This window comes from Pseudidiomarina planktonica (genome assembly GCF_900177775.1).
GTDB classification, from domain to species: domain Bacteria; phylum Pseudomonadota; class Gammaproteobacteria; order Enterobacterales; family Alteromonadaceae; genus Pseudidiomarina; species Pseudidiomarina planktonica.
The window spans coordinates 79,482-96,622 of the sequence record NZ_FXWH01000001.1; the positions used below are offsets into that span (position 1 = coordinate 79,482).

The window sequence follows — 17,141 nt, forward strand, 5'->3', positions numbered from 1 at the left end:
GCTCCTTTTTTTATGCGTGCTTAAACTAGATTATTAGTTCAGCACAGATATATCAGCGATGTCTAAGAATAGTTCACGTAACTGCTGTAGCAAGGCTAAACGATTATTACGTATGTCCGCATCGTCCGCATTTACCATGACATTCTCAAAGAAGGCGTCTACGGGCTCCTGTAAGCTTGCGAATTCCTCAAGAGCGGCAGAATAATCATGAGTTGCTAACGCAGCCGCTGAGGCTTTCTGAGCTTCTTTTAGCGCCTTAAATAACACAACTTCGCTTTGCTCTTTTAACTTACTCTCGTCAATAGTGCCCGGAATGCTGGTTTCTACCTTCGCAAGAATATTACTAACGCGTTTATTTGCTGCGGTTAGTGCTTCAGCTTCCGGCAGTTCCCGGAACTTATTCACTGCACGAACGCGCGCGTCAAAGTCCACTGGCTCGGTAGGGCGACGAACCAGAACCGCGCTAACCACTTCGTTGGCGATACCGTCTTCCTGATAGAAAGCACGAAAACGAGCTAGTAAAAAGTCGACAACATCAGTAGTGACCGTTTTAGAGGTCAGGCGTGTTTTGAACCCGGCTGCTGCCGTTTCTACTAAATCAACTAAGTCTAATTTCAGTTGTTTCTCAACCAGAATGCGTAACAAGCCAATGGCCGCACGGCGCAGAGCAAAGGGGTCGCGATCGCCTTTCGGCGTTTGACCAATTCCGAAAATACCCACCAAAGTGTCCAGCTTGTCGGCAATAGCAACAGCACAGCCTTCTGCAGAAGAGGGCAGTATGTCGCCGGCAAAGCGTGGCAGGTAGTGCTCAAAAATAGCCTGCGCCACAGCGTCTTTTTCGCCGTCGTGACGAGCATAGTGCATGCCCATAACGCCCTGGGTTTCCGGGAACTCAGAAACCATATGGGTAGCCAAGTCAGCTTTGCTTAACAAACCGGCGCGTTCGGCCACATGGCTGTCTGCCTTAATACGGTCCGATACTTCTGCCGCAAGGCGCGCAATGCGCTCGCTTTTATCTTTGATAGAGCCAAGTTGTTTCTGGAACAGAACCTGGTCTAATGCATTCAATCGCGATTCCAGTGTTGCTTTCTTGTCGCTTTCAAAGAAGAAGCGCGCATCGGCAAGCCGTGGGCGAACCACTTTTTCGTTGCCGGAAATAATTTGCTGCGGATCTTTGCTTTCAATATTGGTGATGAAAATGAAGGCAGGCATGAGGTTGCCTTGCGCATCTTCTAATGGGAAATAGCGCTGGTCGTCCTTCATCGTCACTATTAACGGCTCTTTTGGAACTTCCAAAAAGCTCTTATCAAAGCTGGCGGTAAGGGCCACTGGCCACTCTACTAAAGCCGTAACTTCGTCAAGTAATGCCGGGTCGGCTACTACTTTGCCACCTAATGCAGCAGCCTTTTCAGCAATCGCCATTTCAATAAGCTTACGCCGTTCTTCAAAGTCAACGACTACATGCGCGGCACGCATGGTTTCAATATAATCGTTGGCGTGACTTATTTGAGTACCTTCAGGACAGTGAAACCTGTGACCTTGTAGCAGGGTTCCACTGGCAACGCCAAGCACCTCACCAGCGATTAGCTGGTTACCGAACAACAGCGTAATGGTATGCACCGGTCGAATAAATTGAACATCGCTACTACCCCAGCGCATAGGTTTTGGAATAGGTAAGCGCTTCAGGGCTTGCTCGGTCATGCCGGCAACTAAGTCTCTAACTGGCTGGCCGGTTACGGCGTCTTTGTATAGCAACCAGGTGCCTTTGTCAGTTTCCAGGCGCTCAGCTTCGGCTACGGTAATACCATTAGAACGTGCCCAGCCTTCGGCGGCCTTGGTTGCATTGCCGTCAGCGTCAAAGGCAACGTCTACTGAGGGGCCACGCTTCTCAACTATTTTGTCGGCTTGCTTAGCTTCCAAACCATGCACCAGCAACGCCAAACGGCGCGCAGAGGCAAGTGGTTGAACCCGCTCAAAACCAAGTTCATGATCGTTTAGCTGCTGCTTAAAGCCATCGGCAAAGGCTATGCTTAGTTGCTTCAGCGCTTTTGGCGGTAACTCTTCGGTACCAATTTCAACAAGTAAAGTTTCTGTTTGCACGCTTATGCTCCTGCCTTGGAAGGTTGCGATGATGACGCGTCAGTGTCGGCCAGCGGAAAGCCCAGCGCTTCACGAGCAGCGTAGTAGGCTTCAGCGCAGCCTTTTGCCATGGCCCGAACGCGCAGAATATAACGCTGCCGTTCAGTCACTGAAATAGCATGGCGCGCATCTAACAAGTTAAACGCATGCGAGGCACGCATTACTTGCTCATAAGCTGGCAACGGCAGATTCGCAGTAAGTAGGTGCTCACATTCTTTTTCGCAACTGTCGAAACGGTTGAATAACACTTCAACATCAGCGTGTTCAAAGTTGTAAGTAGATTGCTCCACTTCGTTTTGATGAAACACATCGCCATAAAGTATTTTGCCACGCGGGCCATCGGCCCATACCAAGTCGTAAATGCTGTCTACGCCTTGAATGTACATCGCCAAACGTTCAAGGCCGTAAGTGATTTCACCAGCCACCGGGCGACATTCTAAACCGCCAACTTGCTGGAAATAGGTAAACTGGGTTACTTCCATGCCGTTAAGCCACACTTCCCAACCCAAACCCCAGGCGCCAAGCGTAGGCGATTCCCAGTTGTCTTCCACGAAGCGAATATCGTGAACCAGTGGGTCGAAGCCCAGCAGCTCAAGTGAGCCTAAATAAAGCTCCTGAATATTTTTCGGTGACGGCTTTAGCATGACTTGAAACTGGTAATAGTGTTGCAGCCGGTTCGGGTTTTCGCCGTAACGGCCGTCAGTAGGGCGACGGCAAGGTTGCACGTAGGCAAAACTTGCCGGTTCCGGGCCAATGGCGCGTAAAAACGTCATTGGATGAAAGGTGCCAGCACCTACTTCCATATCCAGCGGCTGTATTACTGCGCAGCCTTGTTGCGCCCAGTAATCCTGGAGCGCGAGAATTAAACCTTGAAAGGTTTTCACATCATACTTGGCCATGTATTATCTCTCGATATTCTATTGCGTCGAATACAGTCGATTATAACCTGTGTTCTGCGCAGGTTATAGGGCTTACTATGGACACAAACTCAAAACGCTGCAGTTGGTGTGGCACTGACGCCGATTACGTGGCTTATCATGACCAGGTTTGGGGTCGTCCGGTGGCCGATAGCCGCGAGTTGTTTGAAAAATTATGCCTGGATGGGCAGCAAGCCGGGCTTAGTTGGATAACCATTTTACGTAAGCAAAAGAATTATCAGGAAGCCTTTTGTGGCTTCGAGCCGGAAGCTATTCTGGCCATGCCGGCTGAGCAACGCGATAAATTGATGTTCAATGCCGGTATTGTGCGTAATAAGTTAAAAATTGAGTCGATTTTCAAGAATGCCGAAGCCTACCTTCGAATTAACGAGCGAGAAGCGTCGTTCGCCGAATATCTATGGCAGTTTGTGGGCGGAAAGCCGATTATAAACGCTTGGCGCGTGGGTGATGACTTCCCAACGCGCAGTGCAGAGTCTGACGCCATGGCAAAAGCCCTGAAAAAAGAAGGGTTTAACTTTGTTGGAACCACTATTTGTTACGCTTTTATGCAAGCAGTTGGCATGGTGAATGACCATGTTGTTACTTGCCCTTGTTATGAACCGGTTTGTGCAGAAATGCGCGCCTTTAACCTATGAGTTGTTATGATTGAAATTACCCTAGCTGATTATCAAAATCCGAAACACCGCCAGGCAGTTATCTCAATGCTGAACGATTATGCCAACGATCCTATGGGTGGTGGCGAGCCGATTTCAGAAGATGTGAAAGCGCGTTTGATTGATGAAATGGCAAAACGCGACCATGTGTTTTCGTTGCTGGCCTTTGACGGCGAACAAGCCGTTGGTATTGCCAACTGTGTGGAAGGGTTTTCTACTTTCGCGGCGCAACCGGTTATGAATATTCATGATATCGCCGTTACAGAAAGCCATCGCGGCCAGGGCATTTCGCGTCGATTATTGCAGGAAGTAGCCACACTGGCTGAGTTCCGCGGCTGTTGTAAGCTGACCTTGGAAGTTCTGGAAGGCAACACGCCAGCCAAACACGCATACAAAAACTTTGGTTTCAAACCTTACGAGTTAGGCGAGACTTTAGGTAAAGCTGAGTTTTGGCAGTATAGCCTTGGCCATGGCGAGCACGACGGCCAGCCGGTAGGCATTTAGCCGTTAACTTGCTTGCGAATGTAATAGCGATAGGGTGTGGTGCTGGTTTCAGCTAGCACCAACTCATGGTCCATAAAGCGGCAGAAGCTGGGAATATCGCGCGTGGTCGCCGGGTCGTCGGCGATTACTTCTAACACCTCGCCAACCGCCATTCGCCGGATTTGCGCGCGCACCAGCATAACTGGCTCGGGACATTTCAAACCCAGGGTGTCCAAACTCTGATCAGCACTACTCATTGACACATTCTCTTGTGGTTGGCCTTGCACTCATAAAACGCCGCGTAAAAAGACATAAAAAAACCGCTCTACTGATGTGTCAGCAGAGCGGCTTTTAGTTTACCCGTTTTTACAGCGGGTACAAAGCTGCAGCTTTCAAAGCCTAGATACGCTCGTATACCGAAGCAATACCCTGACCTAAACCGATACACATGGTGGCAACGCCTAAGGTAGCGCCTTTTTCTTCCATCAAATTAATCAGTGTGGTGGAGATACGTGCGCCTGAGCAACCCAGTGGGTGACCCAGTGCAATAGCACCGCCGTTCAGGTTCACTTTGTCTTCCATTTGGTCTAGCAAGCCAAGGCCTTTCAATACCGGCAGTGACTGCGCGGCAAAGGCTTCGTTCAGCTCGAATAAATCAATGTCCTTAATGCTCAGGCCAGCACGTTTCAGTGCTTTTTCTGTGGCCGGCACCGGGCCGTAACCCATGATGGACGGATCGCAACCAGCGACAGCCATAGCGCGAATGCGAACGCGTGGCGTTAAGCCCAGCTCTTTCGCTTTGTCGGCCGACATAATCAAGCAAGCAGCAGCACCGTCAGACAAGGCTGATGAGGTTCCTGCGGTAACGGTACCGTTGGCTGGATCAAACACCGGGCGAAGCTGCGCCAGGCCTTCAGCCGTGGTTTCCGGACGAATTACTTCGTCGTTTTTCACTAAGTGCAAAGTACCGTCGGCGTCGTGACCTTCTATTGGCAGAATTTCTTTGGCAAAGCGGCCTTCAACCGTGGCTTTATGAGCCAACTGGTGTGAACGGGCGCCAAAGGCGTCCTGCATGGCACGGGAAATATCAAATTTACGTGCCAGTAACTCAGCGGTCATACCCATCATACCTGCAGCGCGTGCCACAGATTTGTTTAAGCCCGGGTGGAAATCAATACCGTGATCCATAGGTACATGGCCCATGTGCTCCACACCACCAGCAATAAAGATCTCGCCGTCGCCGTGCATGATGGCGCGGCTGGCATCGTGAATAGCCTGCATAGACGAGCCACACAAGCGGTTCACGGTAACACCAGCTACCTGATGCGGAATACCGGCCAGTAACGATGCATTGCGGGCAATGTTAAAGCCTTGCTCAAGAGTTTGCTGCACACAGCCCCAATAGATGTCTTCTAATTCATTCACATCAACATTTGGGTTGCGTTCCAGCAGGCCTTTCATCAGGTGCGCCGATAAGTCTTCAGCACGTACATTGCGGAATACACCGCCTTTCGAGCGCCCCATTGGGGTACGAATACAATCAACTATCACTACGTCTTTCATAAAATCCTCCTGTAATGGCGCGCTTAAGACTGTGCAAAGTATGATTTGCCGGATTTCGCCATTTCGCGTAATCCATCAGTTACCTGGTAAATCTCACCCAGATCTGCGTAACGGTCAGCCATTTCAATAAACTTGTTCAGTCCAACAGTTTCCAGGTAACGGAAAGGTCCGCCACGGAACGGAGGGAAGCCAATGCCATATAACATGGCGATGTCTGCTTCCGCTGCTGAGCTCACGATACCTTCTTCCAGGCAGCGTACGCATTCGTTCACCATAGGCACCATGCACCGCGCAATAATTTCTTCAGCGGATTTTTCAGTACCAGTAATGTTCAGCATTTTGTATACGGCTTCGTCTTTTTGCTTCTGTGGACGGCCTTTCTTATCAACACCGTATTCATAGAAACCTTTGCCGTTCTTCTGGCCGTAGCGATCAGCTGCTGCCAGCTTCGCAATGGCATTGTTTTCATCACGCGGCATACGTGTTGGGAAGCCGTCGGCCATTACCTTGGTGCAATGGTCAGCGGTATCAATGCCAACTACGTCGGTTAAGTAGGCAGGGCCCATAGGCCAGCCAAACTGACGCTCCATGACTTTGTCGATGCCGGCAAAATCTACGCCTTCATCAATTAAGCCTGCAAAACCGGCAAGGTATGGGAACAACACGCGGTTTACTAAGAAGCCAGGGCAGTCGTTTACCACAATGGCGGTTTTGCCCATGCGGCTGGCGTAAGCTACCACTGCTGCAACGGTTTCATCAGACGTTTTCTCGCCACGAATCACTTCTACCAACGGCATTTTGTGAACCGGATTAAAGAAGTGCATGCCACAGAAACGCGATGGGTCTTTCAAATTCTTCGCCAGGCGGTCAATAGAAATAGTCGAGGTGTTGGAAACCAAAATGGCGTCGTCACTCACCCGGCTTTCAACATCGGCCAGTACTTTGCCTTTTACGTCCGGGTTCTCAACTACGGCTTCTACCACAATGTCGACACCCTTTACCGCATCATCTAATAAGGTAGGGGTGATAGAAGACAGCACTTTGGCCATTTTCTTGGTATCCATTTTGCCCCGTTGCACTGCTTTCTCCAGCAGTTTGCCAGCTTCTTTCATGCCTAAATCAAGAGCGTCCTGGTTAATGTCTTTCATTACGACAGGAACGCCTTTGTAGGCTGACTGGTAGGCGATACCACCACCCATAATGCCGGCACCAAGTACGGCGGCGGTTTTAATGTCTTTGGTTGCGGTTTTCGCAGCTTTCTTCGCTTTACCTTTAACCAGTTGGTCGGCCATGAAAATACCAACCTGTGCCTGACAGGCGTCGGTTTGCGTAAGGCCAACAAAAGCTTCGTTTTCGGCATTCAATGCTTCTTCACGACCACTGCGCGCACCATTTTCAATAGCTTTTACTGCAGCGTGTGGCGCTGGATAATGTTTACCAGCTTTGGCAGCAATCATGGCCTTAGCAGTAACCAACGTCATGGTTAGCTCAGTATCGTTCGCTTTTAACGGCTCCAGCTTAGGCGCACGTTTGGCTTGCCAGTTCAGATCGCCATTTAGTGCGCTACGCACCATGCTAAGTGCCGCATCACGTAGTTTTTCAGGAGCTACTACAGCATCAATCAGGCCATCGCGCTGGGCGCTGGCGGCGCTGTTGTTCTTACCGGTAGTAATCCACTCCAGTGCATTATCAGGACCAATAATGCGCGGTAAACGCATGGTGCCGCCGAAACCAGGAATTAAACCCAGCTTCACTTCCGGCAGGCCAATAGTTGCGGTGGTATCGGCTACCCGATAGTCACAGGCCAGTAGCGCTTCACAACCGCCACCTAAGGCAAAACCAGTTACTGCACCAACGGTTGGAACTGGAAGGTCTTCCAGCTGGTCAAATACACGCGAGGCTTTTGCAACCCAGGTCTTAGTTTGCGCTAAATCGGCAAATAAGGTTTGGAATTCGGTAATGTCAGCGCCAACAATAAAGGTTGATTTGCTGCTGGTTACAATTAGGCCTTTCAAGTCTTTGGTGTCGGCGAGTGCGGTTAACGCATCACTGAATTCGCCCAAAGTTTTCTGGTCAAACTTGTTTACGGACCCAGCTGCATTAAATTGCAGTTCGGCAATTCCGTCTTCAACAAATTGAACCTGAATGCTGTCACCTTGGTAAATCATTTTCGGTCTCCCTCACATTCCAGCATATATAGTGCTGGAGTTTACTGATTCTCGGATGGCTTTCGGTTAGAGTAGAGAGAGTTTGGCCCGAATACTTCGATATTTCAATGATTATTTAAACGTGCGTTTGAAAACATGCTGAAACTATTATTTACAGCTCGATTCCTTGTTGCGCTAAGCGTCGCATCCAGCAGCGTTTTGCTGGCACCCATGAGTGTGGCCGATACCCAGACGAGTGCGTCAGCAGTTACCAGCGAACAGCTGGAGCAGCAGCGCGAGTTGTTCCGCAAGGCCGAGTATGCGGCACGGCGCGGACGCTTAAGTGAATATCGGCTGTTGCTGAACGAATTGGGCGACTATCCGTTAACACCTTATTTAGAGTTAGAGCGCCTGCAGCAGGTAGGTTACTTAGCGAATGAAGATCGCGTATTAGATTTTTTAAAGGCTTACGACGGCACACCGCTCGACTGGCAACTGCGTCAACCCTGGCTGGACTATTTGGCTAGCAACAATGAGCAAACGCGCTTCTTACGAGATTTTAAGCCACCCGGAACCACTGAACACCGTTGTTATAATTTGCAATTTCAGTTCCAGCAACAGCTGATGCCGGGCGAGGCGTTTCATCGGGCGGTAGGGCAGTTGTGGCTTACCGGCGAATCATTACCAAGCGCCTGCGATAAAATTCTCAAATGGTGGGCCGACGCCGGACACCGCACTCCTGATATGGTGTGGCAGCGCGTTAAGTTGGCAGCGGAAGGCGGCAACCATACCTTGCTGCCTTATCTGGCCGGCTTACTGCCAGCCGAACAAACCTATTTGGCGCACGTTTATCACATGATGCGCCGCGATCCCAGTAAGGTTACTCGGTTATCCTTGTTTCAAGCTGGTGAAGACACTGCCGAACAAGCGGCTATTGCAACCTATGCGTACGGTAGACTGATTTGGCGCGACCCCGATTTAGCTCTGCAGAACTGGCCTGAAGCCGAGGAGTTTTTTGAATTCTCGGCTGAGCAGCTGGACGAAGTAACCCAAAAATTTGCGTTGGCGCTGAGCAATAAGAACCATCCTGAATCTAGTGTGTGGCAGGCGAAAGTTCCGCTACATAATGCCAGTGAAGCGGTACTGCAGTGGAGACTTGCAGATTTACTGCGGCAGCAGGATTTCAGTACGCTCTCGCAACTCATTAATCAGCTTCCGGCTGCTGTTGCGCAAGGGAATCAGTGGCGTTACTGGCAAGCACGGGCATTGCTTGAGCAGGGCGATGAATTGGCTGCGCAGGCATTGTTGCAACAATTAGCACAGGAGCGTCATTACTATGGTTTCATGGCCGCTGCTCACCTACAGTTGCCAGCTTCACTGGAAGCAAAAAACATAGAGTACAGCCCGTTGCAGCTGGATATTGTCAGACAGCATCCAGCGGCTATCCGCGCCTACGAATTTCTACAAATGGGGCGCGGCCTAGAGGCGCGGCGGGAATGGAATTACTTACTGTCGCAGCTCACGGCTGAGCAGCAACAGCATGCGGCGGTGTTAGCGAATGAATGGGAATGGCATGATCAGGCTATTTTTGGCTTGGCGGCTATTGGTCACTTTGATGCGGTACAGCTGCGCTTCCCACTTGCCTATTACGATGTGCTCAGCAGCTTTTCTAAGAACGCCGGCATTGATGAATCCTGGGCGTTGGCTATTACCCGCCGGGAAAGTGCTTTTCGTGCGGATGCTTTTTCCTCAGCTGGCGCCCGCGGTTTAATGCAGATTTTGCCGTCCACGGCTAAATACCTGCACAAGCAAGACGTTAGCCGTACTCAGTTGCACGCACCAGGCTTCAATGTGCGCCTGGGCACCCGCTATTTGGGTGAGCTACAAACACGCATGCAGGACAACTGGGTGCTTGCCACCGCTTCTTACAATGCGGGTATTTACCGGGTGCGGGAATGGTTGCCGGAAACCGCCATGCCAGTGGATATTTGGATTGAGACCATTCCCTACAAAGAAACCCGTGAGTACGTAAAAAACGTCTTGGCTTATCAGCAGATCTACAGCATGCTGTTGGGTGATAATCGTAATCTTTTCAATGAACTGGTTGATATGAATATTCGTCGTTAGGGAGCGAACCATGAATCTGGCGAGTTTATTACCGCGCTTTGAGGCCCATGTTGCCACACAGCTGCAACGTGCTGAGCAAGTACTGGAACGTGAAAACCTGGAATTACTGGCCATTCACTCCGGACAAATCAAGCGTCAGTTCCTGGATGACATGGACTACCCCTTCAAGGCGAACCCTTTATTTAAAGCCTGGTGCCCACTTGACGATGTGCCACACTGTTGGCTGTTGATTAGTCGTGAGCAACGTCCGCGTTTAGTTATTCTGCAGCCAGACGATTTTTGGCATTATCAGCCGCCCATTCTGCAGGCCGACTGGTTACATGTGTTTGACGTCGTCACTATTAAGTCCCCCGAAGCTATTGAGCAGGTACTGCCTTACGATAAAGTTCGTAGTGCTTATCTGGGCGAGCATGTTGAAGTTGCCAAGGCGCTGGGGTTTGAACATATAAACCCGGATCCGGTGCTGAACTTTCTGCATTATCACCGTTTATTTAAAACTGACTATGAATTGGAGTGCATGCGCCACGCCAATCAAATAGCTGTGCGTGGTCATCATGCGGCGCGCCAGAGCTTTCTTGATGGTGGTTCTGAGTTCGATTGTTTACTGGCTTACATGCAGGCCACCGGGCAGGGCGAGAACGATGCCCCTTATGGGCATATTATTGGCCAGAACGAACATGCGGCGGTATTGCACTATATGGTGCAGTCACGGCAGCGCCTGACCCCGGGGCAGCGCCATTCCATGCTAATTGACGCAGGCGCCAATTATAACGGTTATGCCGCCGATATTACCCGTACCTACAGCGCCCGCGAAGACGAATTCGGTGAGTTAGTAGCGGCGCTTGATCAAGTTACCCTGGCGCTAATAGATTTATTAAAGCCAGGCACCCGGTTTGGTGATTTACATGCGCTGGCGCATGAGCAAATTGCCAAACTTCTGTATGCTTACGGCTTTGTGAAACTGTCACCAGAGGCTATTGTGGCGCAGAAAATTTCACAGGTGTTTTTGCCGCACGGATTGGGCCACAGCTTGGGCCTGCAGGTACATGATGTGGGTGGTACTATGCTGGATGAGCGCGGTACGAACATACCACCGCCGGACGAGTTCCCAACCTTGCGCACCACCAGAACGGTGGAGCCTCGTCAGGTTTATACCATTGAGCCGGGCTTGTACTTTATTGACAGCCTGCTGGGCAAACTAAAAGCTTCGCCACAAGCTAAGCATGTGGACTGGCAGCGGGTTGACGCCTTCCGTCGCTATGGTGGCGTACGTATTGAAGACAATATTATTGTGCATCGTGAGCGCAACGAGAACATGACCCGAGCGAATGGCTTAAATTAAGCTGTGGCCGGCTATAGGATTCCGCAAACAACCATTGCGCATGAATTGTTAGTAAAAGGCAGCCGCTTTATTGCGGTGGTTGGGCATACGCCGTCAGTAGCAGCACGGCGGCAGTTTGTGCAAGAGGCGCAGCAGAGTTGGCCACAAGCCAGCCATTATTGTTTAGCGGCCATTACCGGCGCGCCAAACCATGAGCAGAGCTATGCCATGAGTGATGATGGTGAGCCCAGCGGTACGGCCGGTCGGCCTATGCTGCAGGTGCTGATGAAGCAAGAGGTGGGTGAAGTTACCGCAGTGGTAGTGCGTTACTTTGGTGGCACGAAGTTAGGTACGGGCGGGCTTCAACGTGCCTATTCGCAGGTGGTGGTTGAAGCGATGCAGTTGCTGCAAACTACAGTGAAAGTGCTGCGCAACGAGTATATTTTGTGTTTCGATTATGCCGATCAAGCGGCTGTAGATTATGCTATGGGTCAATTTGACGCCAAGCTGGGTACCGCAGAGTACCTGCAACAGGTAAAGTTAACGCTGGAACTGGAACCTGAAAAGGTTGATGCATTTAATCAGGTGTTGCACGGGCAAACGCAAGGTCGTGTCACCTTACAACCGCAAGAGGACTAACCGTGCGTTATCGCGGCATCTTACGAATTCTGGGCTTATTGATTTGTTTGTTTAGTTTGACCCTGCTGCCACCGGCAGTAGTTGCTGTTATCTATGAAGATGGCGGCGGTTTGGCGTTCCTGTTTAGTTTTATTTTAAGCTTAGCGGTAGGCTTTATTGTGTGGTACCCGCAGCGCAGTTATCGCGCTGATTTAAAGGCCCGCGATGGCTTTTTGCTAACCGTATTGTTTTGGACGGTACTTGGCGCGGTGGGTATGCTGCCATTGATTTTTACCCAGGAATTGCCGCTGTCTATTACCGACGCTGCGTTCGAGTCGTTTTCGGGATTAACCACTACCGGTGCGACTATCCTTACCGGAATCGAGACCCTGCCACACAGTATTTTGTTCTACCGGCAGCAGCTGCAGTGGTTGGGCGGTATGGGTATTATCGTGTTAGCTGTGGCGATTCTGCCGATGCTGGGCATTGGTGGTATGCAGCTGTACCGGGCGGAAATGCCTGGTCCGCTGAAAGACTCCAAAATGACCCCCCGAATTGCCGATACGGCTAAGCATCTTTGGTATATTTATGCCTTTTTAACCATTGCCTGCGCAGTGGCCTACAAGCTAGCCGGAATGAATTGGTTCGACGCTATTGCGCATTCATTCTCCACCGTAGCCATTGGTGGTTTCTCCACCTACGATGCTAGTATGGGTGCATTTGATAGCGCCACAATTAACGGTATTTGCGTTTTCTTCTTACTGATATCGGGCATTAATTTTGCGGTTCACTATGCTGCGGTAACCGGGCGCAGTTTATTCAGTTATATGCGCGACCCCGAATGCCGGGCATTTTTCACCTTGCAAGCCGCGCTTATACTCATTGTGTTTTTAACTGTGCTTGGTCATGGCTTGTATGACGACGTGGGCACCGCTTTTGATCAAGCACTGTTTCAGGCGGTTTCGATAAGTACCACGGCCGGCTTCGCAACTGCAGATTTTTCTGCCTGGCCGCTTTTCTTACCCATTTTGCTGCTATTCGCCAGCTTTATCGGTGGTAGTGCAGGGTCAACCGCCGGTGGCCTGAAAGTAGTGCGGGTATTGCTGCTGTTCCGGCAGGGTGTACGTGAATTAAACCGGCTGGTGCACCCTCGGGCCGTTTACTCAGTAAAGCTGGGCGACCGAGCCTTGTCAAGTCGCGTTGTGGAAGCTGTATGGGGCTTTTTCTCGGCTTACGCGCTGGTATTTATTGTGATTATGCTGGGCTTGTTGGCAACCGGGCTGGACGATTTAACAGCGTTCTCGGCTACCGCAGCCTGCCTGAACAACCTTGGCCCGGGGCTGGGAGCCGTGGCGGCTAACTACGCCAGCATTTCTGACACGGCGAAGTGGCTGCTGGTGTTAGCTATGCTATTTGGCCGGTTGGAAGTGTTTACTTTGCTGGTGTTATTAACCCCCGCATTCTGGCGTTCTTAACTGCTGAAAGCAGTCTGCTGAGAATGCGGAAGTTGCTTAGAAGAATATAGCGCTAGGTTCGAACAGGCGTTCAACCTCACGAATATATTTCTTATCAACTAAGAACAGAATCACGTGGTCGTCTGATTGCAGCATAGTGTCATCATGGGCAATCAGCACCTCGCTGCCGCGCACAATAGCGCCTATGGTGGTGCCTGGTGGTAGTTTGATTTCACCAACCGCTTTGCCAACTACTTTAGATGTACTTTCGTCGCCGTGCGCAATAGCTTCAATGGCTTCCGCGGCACCTTTACGCAGCGAGTACACATTCACAATATCGCCGCGACGAACATGGGTAAGCAGCGCCGAAATAGTAGCGCGCTGTGGTGAAATAGCGATATCAATTTCACCCCCTTGCACCAAATCAACGTAAGCGCTGCGCTGAATCAGCACCATAGTTTTTTTCGCGCCCATACGCTTGGCCAGCATGGCCGACATGATGTTGGCTTCGTCGTCGTTGGTCACCGCAATAAATACGTCGGTGTCCTCTACATGTTCTTCCAGCAACAGCTTCTGATCAGACGCATCGCCATTAAACACCAGCGTATGACTAAGCCGCTGTGAGAGCATTTCAGCACGCTCTAAGGATTGTTCAATGAGCTTCACCCGGTGGGTATCTTCCAGCTGGGTGGCTAAACCTTCACCAATATTACCGCCGCCCACTATCATAATGCGCCGATATTGATTCTCGAGCTTCTGCAGCTCTTCCATTACCGTACGAATGTGGCGTGTGTCAGCTATAAAGAACACCTCATCGTCGGCTTCAATAATGGTGGTGCCCATGGGCTTAATAGGTTGCCCCTGGCGGAAAATAGCAGCGACGCGAGTATCTATATTTGGAATATGCTGTTTTAAATGGGAAATAGCGTGGCCCACCAGTTTGCCGCCGTAATAGGCGCGAACCGCCACTAAGCTGGCACGTCCGCCGGCAAATTCCATCACCTGCAGTGCGCCGGGGTAGTCTACTAAGCGTTTGATATAACTGGTAACCAACTGCTCAGGCGAAATAATGTGGTCAACCGGAATGTCCTGGTTGTGGAACAAGCGGTCTTTATAGGCAATGAAAGCTTCGGAACGAATTCGGGCAATTTTGGTTGGCGTATTAAATAGGGTGTAGGCAATTTGGCACGCCAACATATTGGTTTCATCGCTGGGGGTTACCGCAATCAGTAAGTCAGCATCTTCGGCGCCGGCACGCTCAAGCACTTCGGGGTGCGAGCCATGACCTTCCACTACGCGCAGATCATATTTGTCGGCAAGCTCCTGCAGCAGGCGTTTGTCGGTATCAACAATAGTAATGTCGTTCTTTTCGCCAACCAGGTTTTCGGCTAGTGTGCCACCAACCTGACCGCCGCCTAGAATAATGATCTTCATTTACGTTTTTCCAGTTTCGCGTAGTAAAAGCCGTCGCCACCTGCCTGTCCGGGAATAAACTGCAAGTCGCGCTGCGGGCCCTCGGTGAGTGAACACCATATCGCATCCTCGTGGTTTTCCACAAAAGATTTGATTTGTTTATGGTTTTCCTCAGGCAGTATAGAACAGGTTGCATATAACAGGGTGCCACCAGGGGCCAGCACCGACCACATGCTGTTCAGAATATCTGCCTGAATAGCGACCAAGGTATCAATGTCGCTGGCGCGGCGTAACCACTTAATGTCGGGGTGACGGCGAATAACGCCGGTAGCCGAGCAGGGTGCGTCCAGCAAAATACGTTGGAACGGCGTGCCGTCCCACCAGGTTTTGGGTTCGCTGGCATCAGCACAAAGGACTTTCGCCGATAGCTGCAGGCGGGTCAGGTTTTCGCTCACCCGCGTTAGTCGCTGGGCATCGCTATCCAGCGCAATAACCTGACCGAGGTCTTGGTTGGTTTCCAGAATATGAGCGGTTTTTCCGCCGGGAGCAGCGCAGCAGTCGAGCACCCGGTCGCCACTTTGCGCACCCAGCAACAAAGCAGCGCGTTGGGCAGCAACGTCCTGTACCGACACCTGCCCTTGTTCAAAGCCTGGTAGTTGGCTTACGTCTACAGGTTGCGCTAAGCGAATCGCGGTTGGAACTTCGCTTGATAATTCGGCAGCGATATCGGCATGGCGTAACCGCGCTAAATAGGCTGGCGCGTCAACTTTTGCCGTGTTTACCCGCAACCACATGGGCGCTTGCTCATTATTGGCTGCAACAACGTCCCGCCACTGCTGCGGATAAGCTTCCTGAATACGTTCTAGCAGCCAGCGTGGATGCGCGTGAGCAAGCTCTTTCCGTGCTGCGGCTTTAGCTAACAGCTCTTCCTGCTGCCGTAACAAATTACGTAGTACGCCGTTAACTAAGCCTTTTTGTCGGCTACGGCCTAACAACATGGCAGCATCAACGGTTGCCGCAACGGCCGCATGAGGCGAGGTAGACAGTGCCAGGATCTGACAGGTACCAACCAGTAGCAGGTAATGCAATATTTTAAGCTGGCCTTTGAGTGGCTTTTCCAGCAGCTCCGCCAGTACAAAATTAAATAGTGGCAGCTGGCGCATCACGGCGTAGCAAATGCTTTGCACCAAGGCGCGGTCGCGGCCGCTTAATTTTTCCGTTGCCTCTGGAATGGCCTGACTGAGCGAGCGGCCATGCTCCAATACGTCCATAATGGCTTTGGCGGCAGCGGCGCGACTCGCGGCGCCTGATGTTTGGGTGGGGTGCATAATTAAGAGTCCGTTGGCGTGGGTAACGCCAATACCTGGCCGGGCGTAAACCAACTTGCTCTGCCATTTAAAAAGGCTGCGGCGGGCATGGCTTTCTTACCCGGTGGTTGCAGCTCAGTAATGCGTAGCGCACCGTCACTTGTTTGAATCACAATGCCTGACTTATCGGCCTGTAAAATGGTACCCGGAGCTTTATTGGCATCGGCTTGAACCTCGGCTTGCCAAACCTTCACTACACCTTCTGGCAAGGCCAGCCAACTTACCGGCCAGGGGTTGAAGGCGCGAATATGACGCTCCAACACTGCTGCTGGCTGACTCCAGTTGAGCTCGGCCTCGGCCTTGTCTAATTTATGTGCGTAAGTTGCCTGACTGTCGTCTTGCGGCTGCTGCTGTTGTTGCAGGGCCGGCAGGTTAGCCAGAGTTTCTAATAACGCAGGAGGGCCGAAGTTGGCCATTTTTTCATACAGGCTGGCCGAGGTTTCATTGGCCGCCAGTTCTATTTCTTTTTGCAGCAGCACCGGCCCCGTATCAAGTCCGGCTGCCATTTGCATAATAGCGATGCCCGACTGCTGATCGCCGTTCCAGATAGCGCGTTGGATGGGAGCAGCACCACGCCAGCGTGGTAACAGGGAGCCATGCACGTTAATACAGCCATGGGTAGGCATATCCAGCACCGCTTGCGGCAGTATTAAGCCGTAAGCCACAACTATCATCACGTCAGCGTTATAACTGGCTAATTGCCGTTGTGCGCTGGCGTCTTTCAGTGACTGGGGCTGTTCAACCGGCAGGTTATGCGTTAATGCGAGTTGCTTTACGGCACTGGCTTGAGGTTTCTTGCCTCGCCCCGCAGCACGATCAGGTTGCGTATAAACTGCAACAATGTCGTGCCCGGCGCCAAGTAGTGCTTCTAAATGCTGTGCCGCAAACGGGGGCGTTCCAGCGAAAATAATGCGCATA

The 17,141-nt window shown here is 51.2% G+C and carries 14 protein-coding genes; 6 read left to right on the forward strand and 8 right to left on the reverse strand.

The features are described 5' to 3' along the window. Positions 1-33: 33 nt before the first annotated feature. Complete coding sequence (glyS, locus tag CCE91_RS00395; protein WP_086433288.1) at positions 34-2,100, reverse strand: glycine--tRNA ligase subunit beta; 2,067 nt, start codon at positions 2,098-2,100, stop codon at positions 34-36. 2 nt (positions 2,101-2,102) lie between these two features. Then, entirely contained in the window at positions 2,103-3,038 is a 936-nt protein-coding gene (gene glyQ / locus CCE91_RS00400) for a glycine--tRNA ligase subunit alpha (protein ID WP_086433289.1), read from the reverse strand. Positions 3,039-3,115: 77 nt separating this feature from the next. Between glyQ and CCE91_RS00405 the strand changes: the two genes are divergently transcribed. Next, positions 3,116-3,712 (forward strand): DNA-3-methyladenine glycosylase I, encoded by a 597-nt coding sequence (locus CCE91_RS00405; protein ID WP_086433290.1) that lies wholly within the window; start codon positions 3,116-3,118, stop codon positions 3,710-3,712. Between the two features lie 6 nt (positions 3,713-3,718). After that, positions 3,719-4,234 (forward strand): GNAT family N-acetyltransferase, encoded by a 516-nt coding sequence (locus CCE91_RS00410; RefSeq protein ID WP_086433291.1) that lies wholly within the window; start codon positions 3,719-3,721, stop codon positions 4,232-4,234. Here CCE91_RS00410 and tusA read toward each other — a convergent pair. The 3 genes from tusA to fadB all read right to left on the reverse strand — a co-directional run bounded on the left by tusA (position 4,231) and on the right by fadB (position 7,944). After that, positions 4,231-4,470, reverse strand: a complete 240-nt coding sequence (gene tusA, locus CCE91_RS00415) for a sulfurtransferase TusA (protein ID WP_086433292.1) — start codon at positions 4,468-4,470, stop codon at positions 4,231-4,233. The two genes, CCE91_RS00410 and tusA, sit on opposite strands and share 4 nt — an antisense overlap. Positions 4,471-4,612: 142 nt before the next feature. Then, positions 4,613-5,776 carry an acetyl-CoA C-acyltransferase FadA gene (fadA, locus tag CCE91_RS00420; protein ID WP_086433293.1) on the reverse strand — a complete coding sequence of 388 codons (1,164 nt, stop codon included), beginning with the start codon at positions 5,774-5,776 and terminating at the stop codon, positions 4,613-4,615. A 23-nt stretch (positions 5,777-5,799) separates the two neighbouring features. After that, on the reverse strand, positions 5,800-7,944 hold the full coding sequence (fadB, locus tag CCE91_RS00425) for a fatty acid oxidation complex subunit alpha FadB (protein ID WP_086433294.1): 2,145 nt from the start codon (positions 7,942-7,944) through the stop codon (positions 5,800-5,802). Positions 7,945-8,079: 135 nt separating this feature from the next. Here fadB and CCE91_RS00430 point away from each other — a divergent pair, with 135 nt between their 5' ends. From CCE91_RS00430 to CCE91_RS00445, 4 genes are read left to right on the forward strand one after another with little or no spacing between them, the layout of a single operon-like run. Further along, positions 8,080-10,050 (forward strand): transglycosylase SLT domain-containing protein, encoded by a 1,971-nt coding sequence (locus CCE91_RS00430; protein WP_086433295.1) that lies wholly within the window; start codon positions 8,080-8,082, stop codon positions 10,048-10,050. A 10-nt stretch (positions 10,051-10,060) separates the two neighbouring features. Next, positions 10,061-11,392, forward strand: coding sequence for a Xaa-Pro dipeptidase (pepQ, locus tag CCE91_RS00435; protein WP_086433296.1), 1,332 nt, complete (start codon positions 10,061-10,063; stop codon positions 11,390-11,392). A 3-nt stretch (positions 11,393-11,395) separates the two neighbouring features. Then, complete coding sequence (locus CCE91_RS00440) at positions 11,396-12,010, forward strand: YigZ family protein (protein ID WP_086433297.1); 615 nt, start codon at positions 11,396-11,398, stop codon at positions 12,008-12,010. A 2-nt stretch (positions 12,011-12,012) separates the two neighbouring features. Beyond that, entirely contained in the window at positions 12,013-13,464 is a 1,452-nt protein-coding gene (locus CCE91_RS00445; protein ID WP_086433298.1) for a TrkH family potassium uptake protein, read from the forward strand. Positions 13,465-13,500: 36 nt separating this feature from the next. Here the strand turns inward: CCE91_RS00445 and trkA are convergent, their stop codons facing one another. From trkA to fmt, 3 genes are read right to left on the reverse strand one after another with little or no spacing between them, the layout of a single operon-like run. Further along, entirely contained in the window at positions 13,501-14,877 is a 1,377-nt protein-coding gene (gene trkA, locus CCE91_RS00450) for a Trk system potassium transporter TrkA (protein ID WP_086433299.1), read from the reverse strand. Then, a complete protein-coding gene (rsmB, locus tag CCE91_RS00455) occupies positions 14,874-16,184 on the reverse strand; it encodes a 16S rRNA (cytosine(967)-C(5))-methyltransferase RsmB (RefSeq protein ID WP_086433300.1) in 1,311 nt (436 codons plus the stop codon). Before rsmB ends, trkA begins: the two co-directional genes overlap by 4 nt. Positions 16,185-16,186: 2 nt before the next feature. Beyond that, positions 16,187-17,140, reverse strand: coding sequence for a methionyl-tRNA formyltransferase (gene fmt, locus CCE91_RS00460; protein ID WP_086433301.1), 954 nt, complete (start codon positions 17,138-17,140; stop codon positions 16,187-16,189). Position 17,141 lies beyond the last annotated feature (1 nt).

What these genes read in the sequence shown, in the direction of transcription:
- trkA (WP_086433299.1), bottom strand. Translation starts at nt 14,877, where the DNA reads ATGAAGATCATTATTCTAGGCGGCGGTCAGGTTGGTGGCACACTAGCC.
- glyQ (WP_086433289.1), bottom strand. Translation starts at nt 3,038, where the DNA reads ATGGCCAAGTATGATGTGAAAACCTTTCAAGGTTTAATTCTCGCGCTC.
- fadB (WP_086433294.1), bottom strand. Translation starts at nt 7,944, where the DNA reads ATGATTTACCAAGGTGACAGCATTCAGGTTCAATTTGTTGAAGACGGA.
- pepQ (WP_086433296.1), top strand. Translation starts at nt 10,061, where the DNA reads ATGAATCTGGCGAGTTTATTACCGCGCTTTGAGGCCCATGTTGCCACA.
- fmt (WP_086433301.1), bottom strand. Translation starts at nt 17,140, where the DNA reads ATGCGCATTATTTTCGCTGGAACGCCCCCGTTTGCGGCACAGCATTTA.
- CCE91_RS00410 (WP_086433291.1), top strand. Translation starts at nt 3,719, where the DNA reads ATGATTGAAATTACCCTAGCTGATTATCAAAATCCGAAACACCGCCAG.
- CCE91_RS00405 (WP_086433290.1), top strand. Translation starts at nt 3,116, where the DNA reads ATGGACACAAACTCAAAACGCTGCAGTTGGTGTGGCACTGACGCCGAT.
- fadA (WP_086433293.1), bottom strand. Translation starts at nt 5,776, where the DNA reads ATGAAAGACGTAGTGATAGTTGATTGTATTCGTACCCCAATGGGGCGC.
- CCE91_RS00430 (WP_086433295.1), top strand. Translation starts at nt 8,080, where the DNA reads ATGCTGAAACTATTATTTACAGCTCGATTCCTTGTTGCGCTAAGCGTC.
- tusA (WP_086433292.1), bottom strand. Translation starts at nt 4,470, where the DNA reads ATGAGTAGTGCTGATCAGAGTTTGGACACCCTGGGTTTGAAATGTCCC.
- rsmB (WP_086433300.1), bottom strand. Translation starts at nt 16,184, where the DNA reads ATGCACCCCACCCAAACATCAGGCGCCGCGAGTCGCGCCGCTGCCGCC.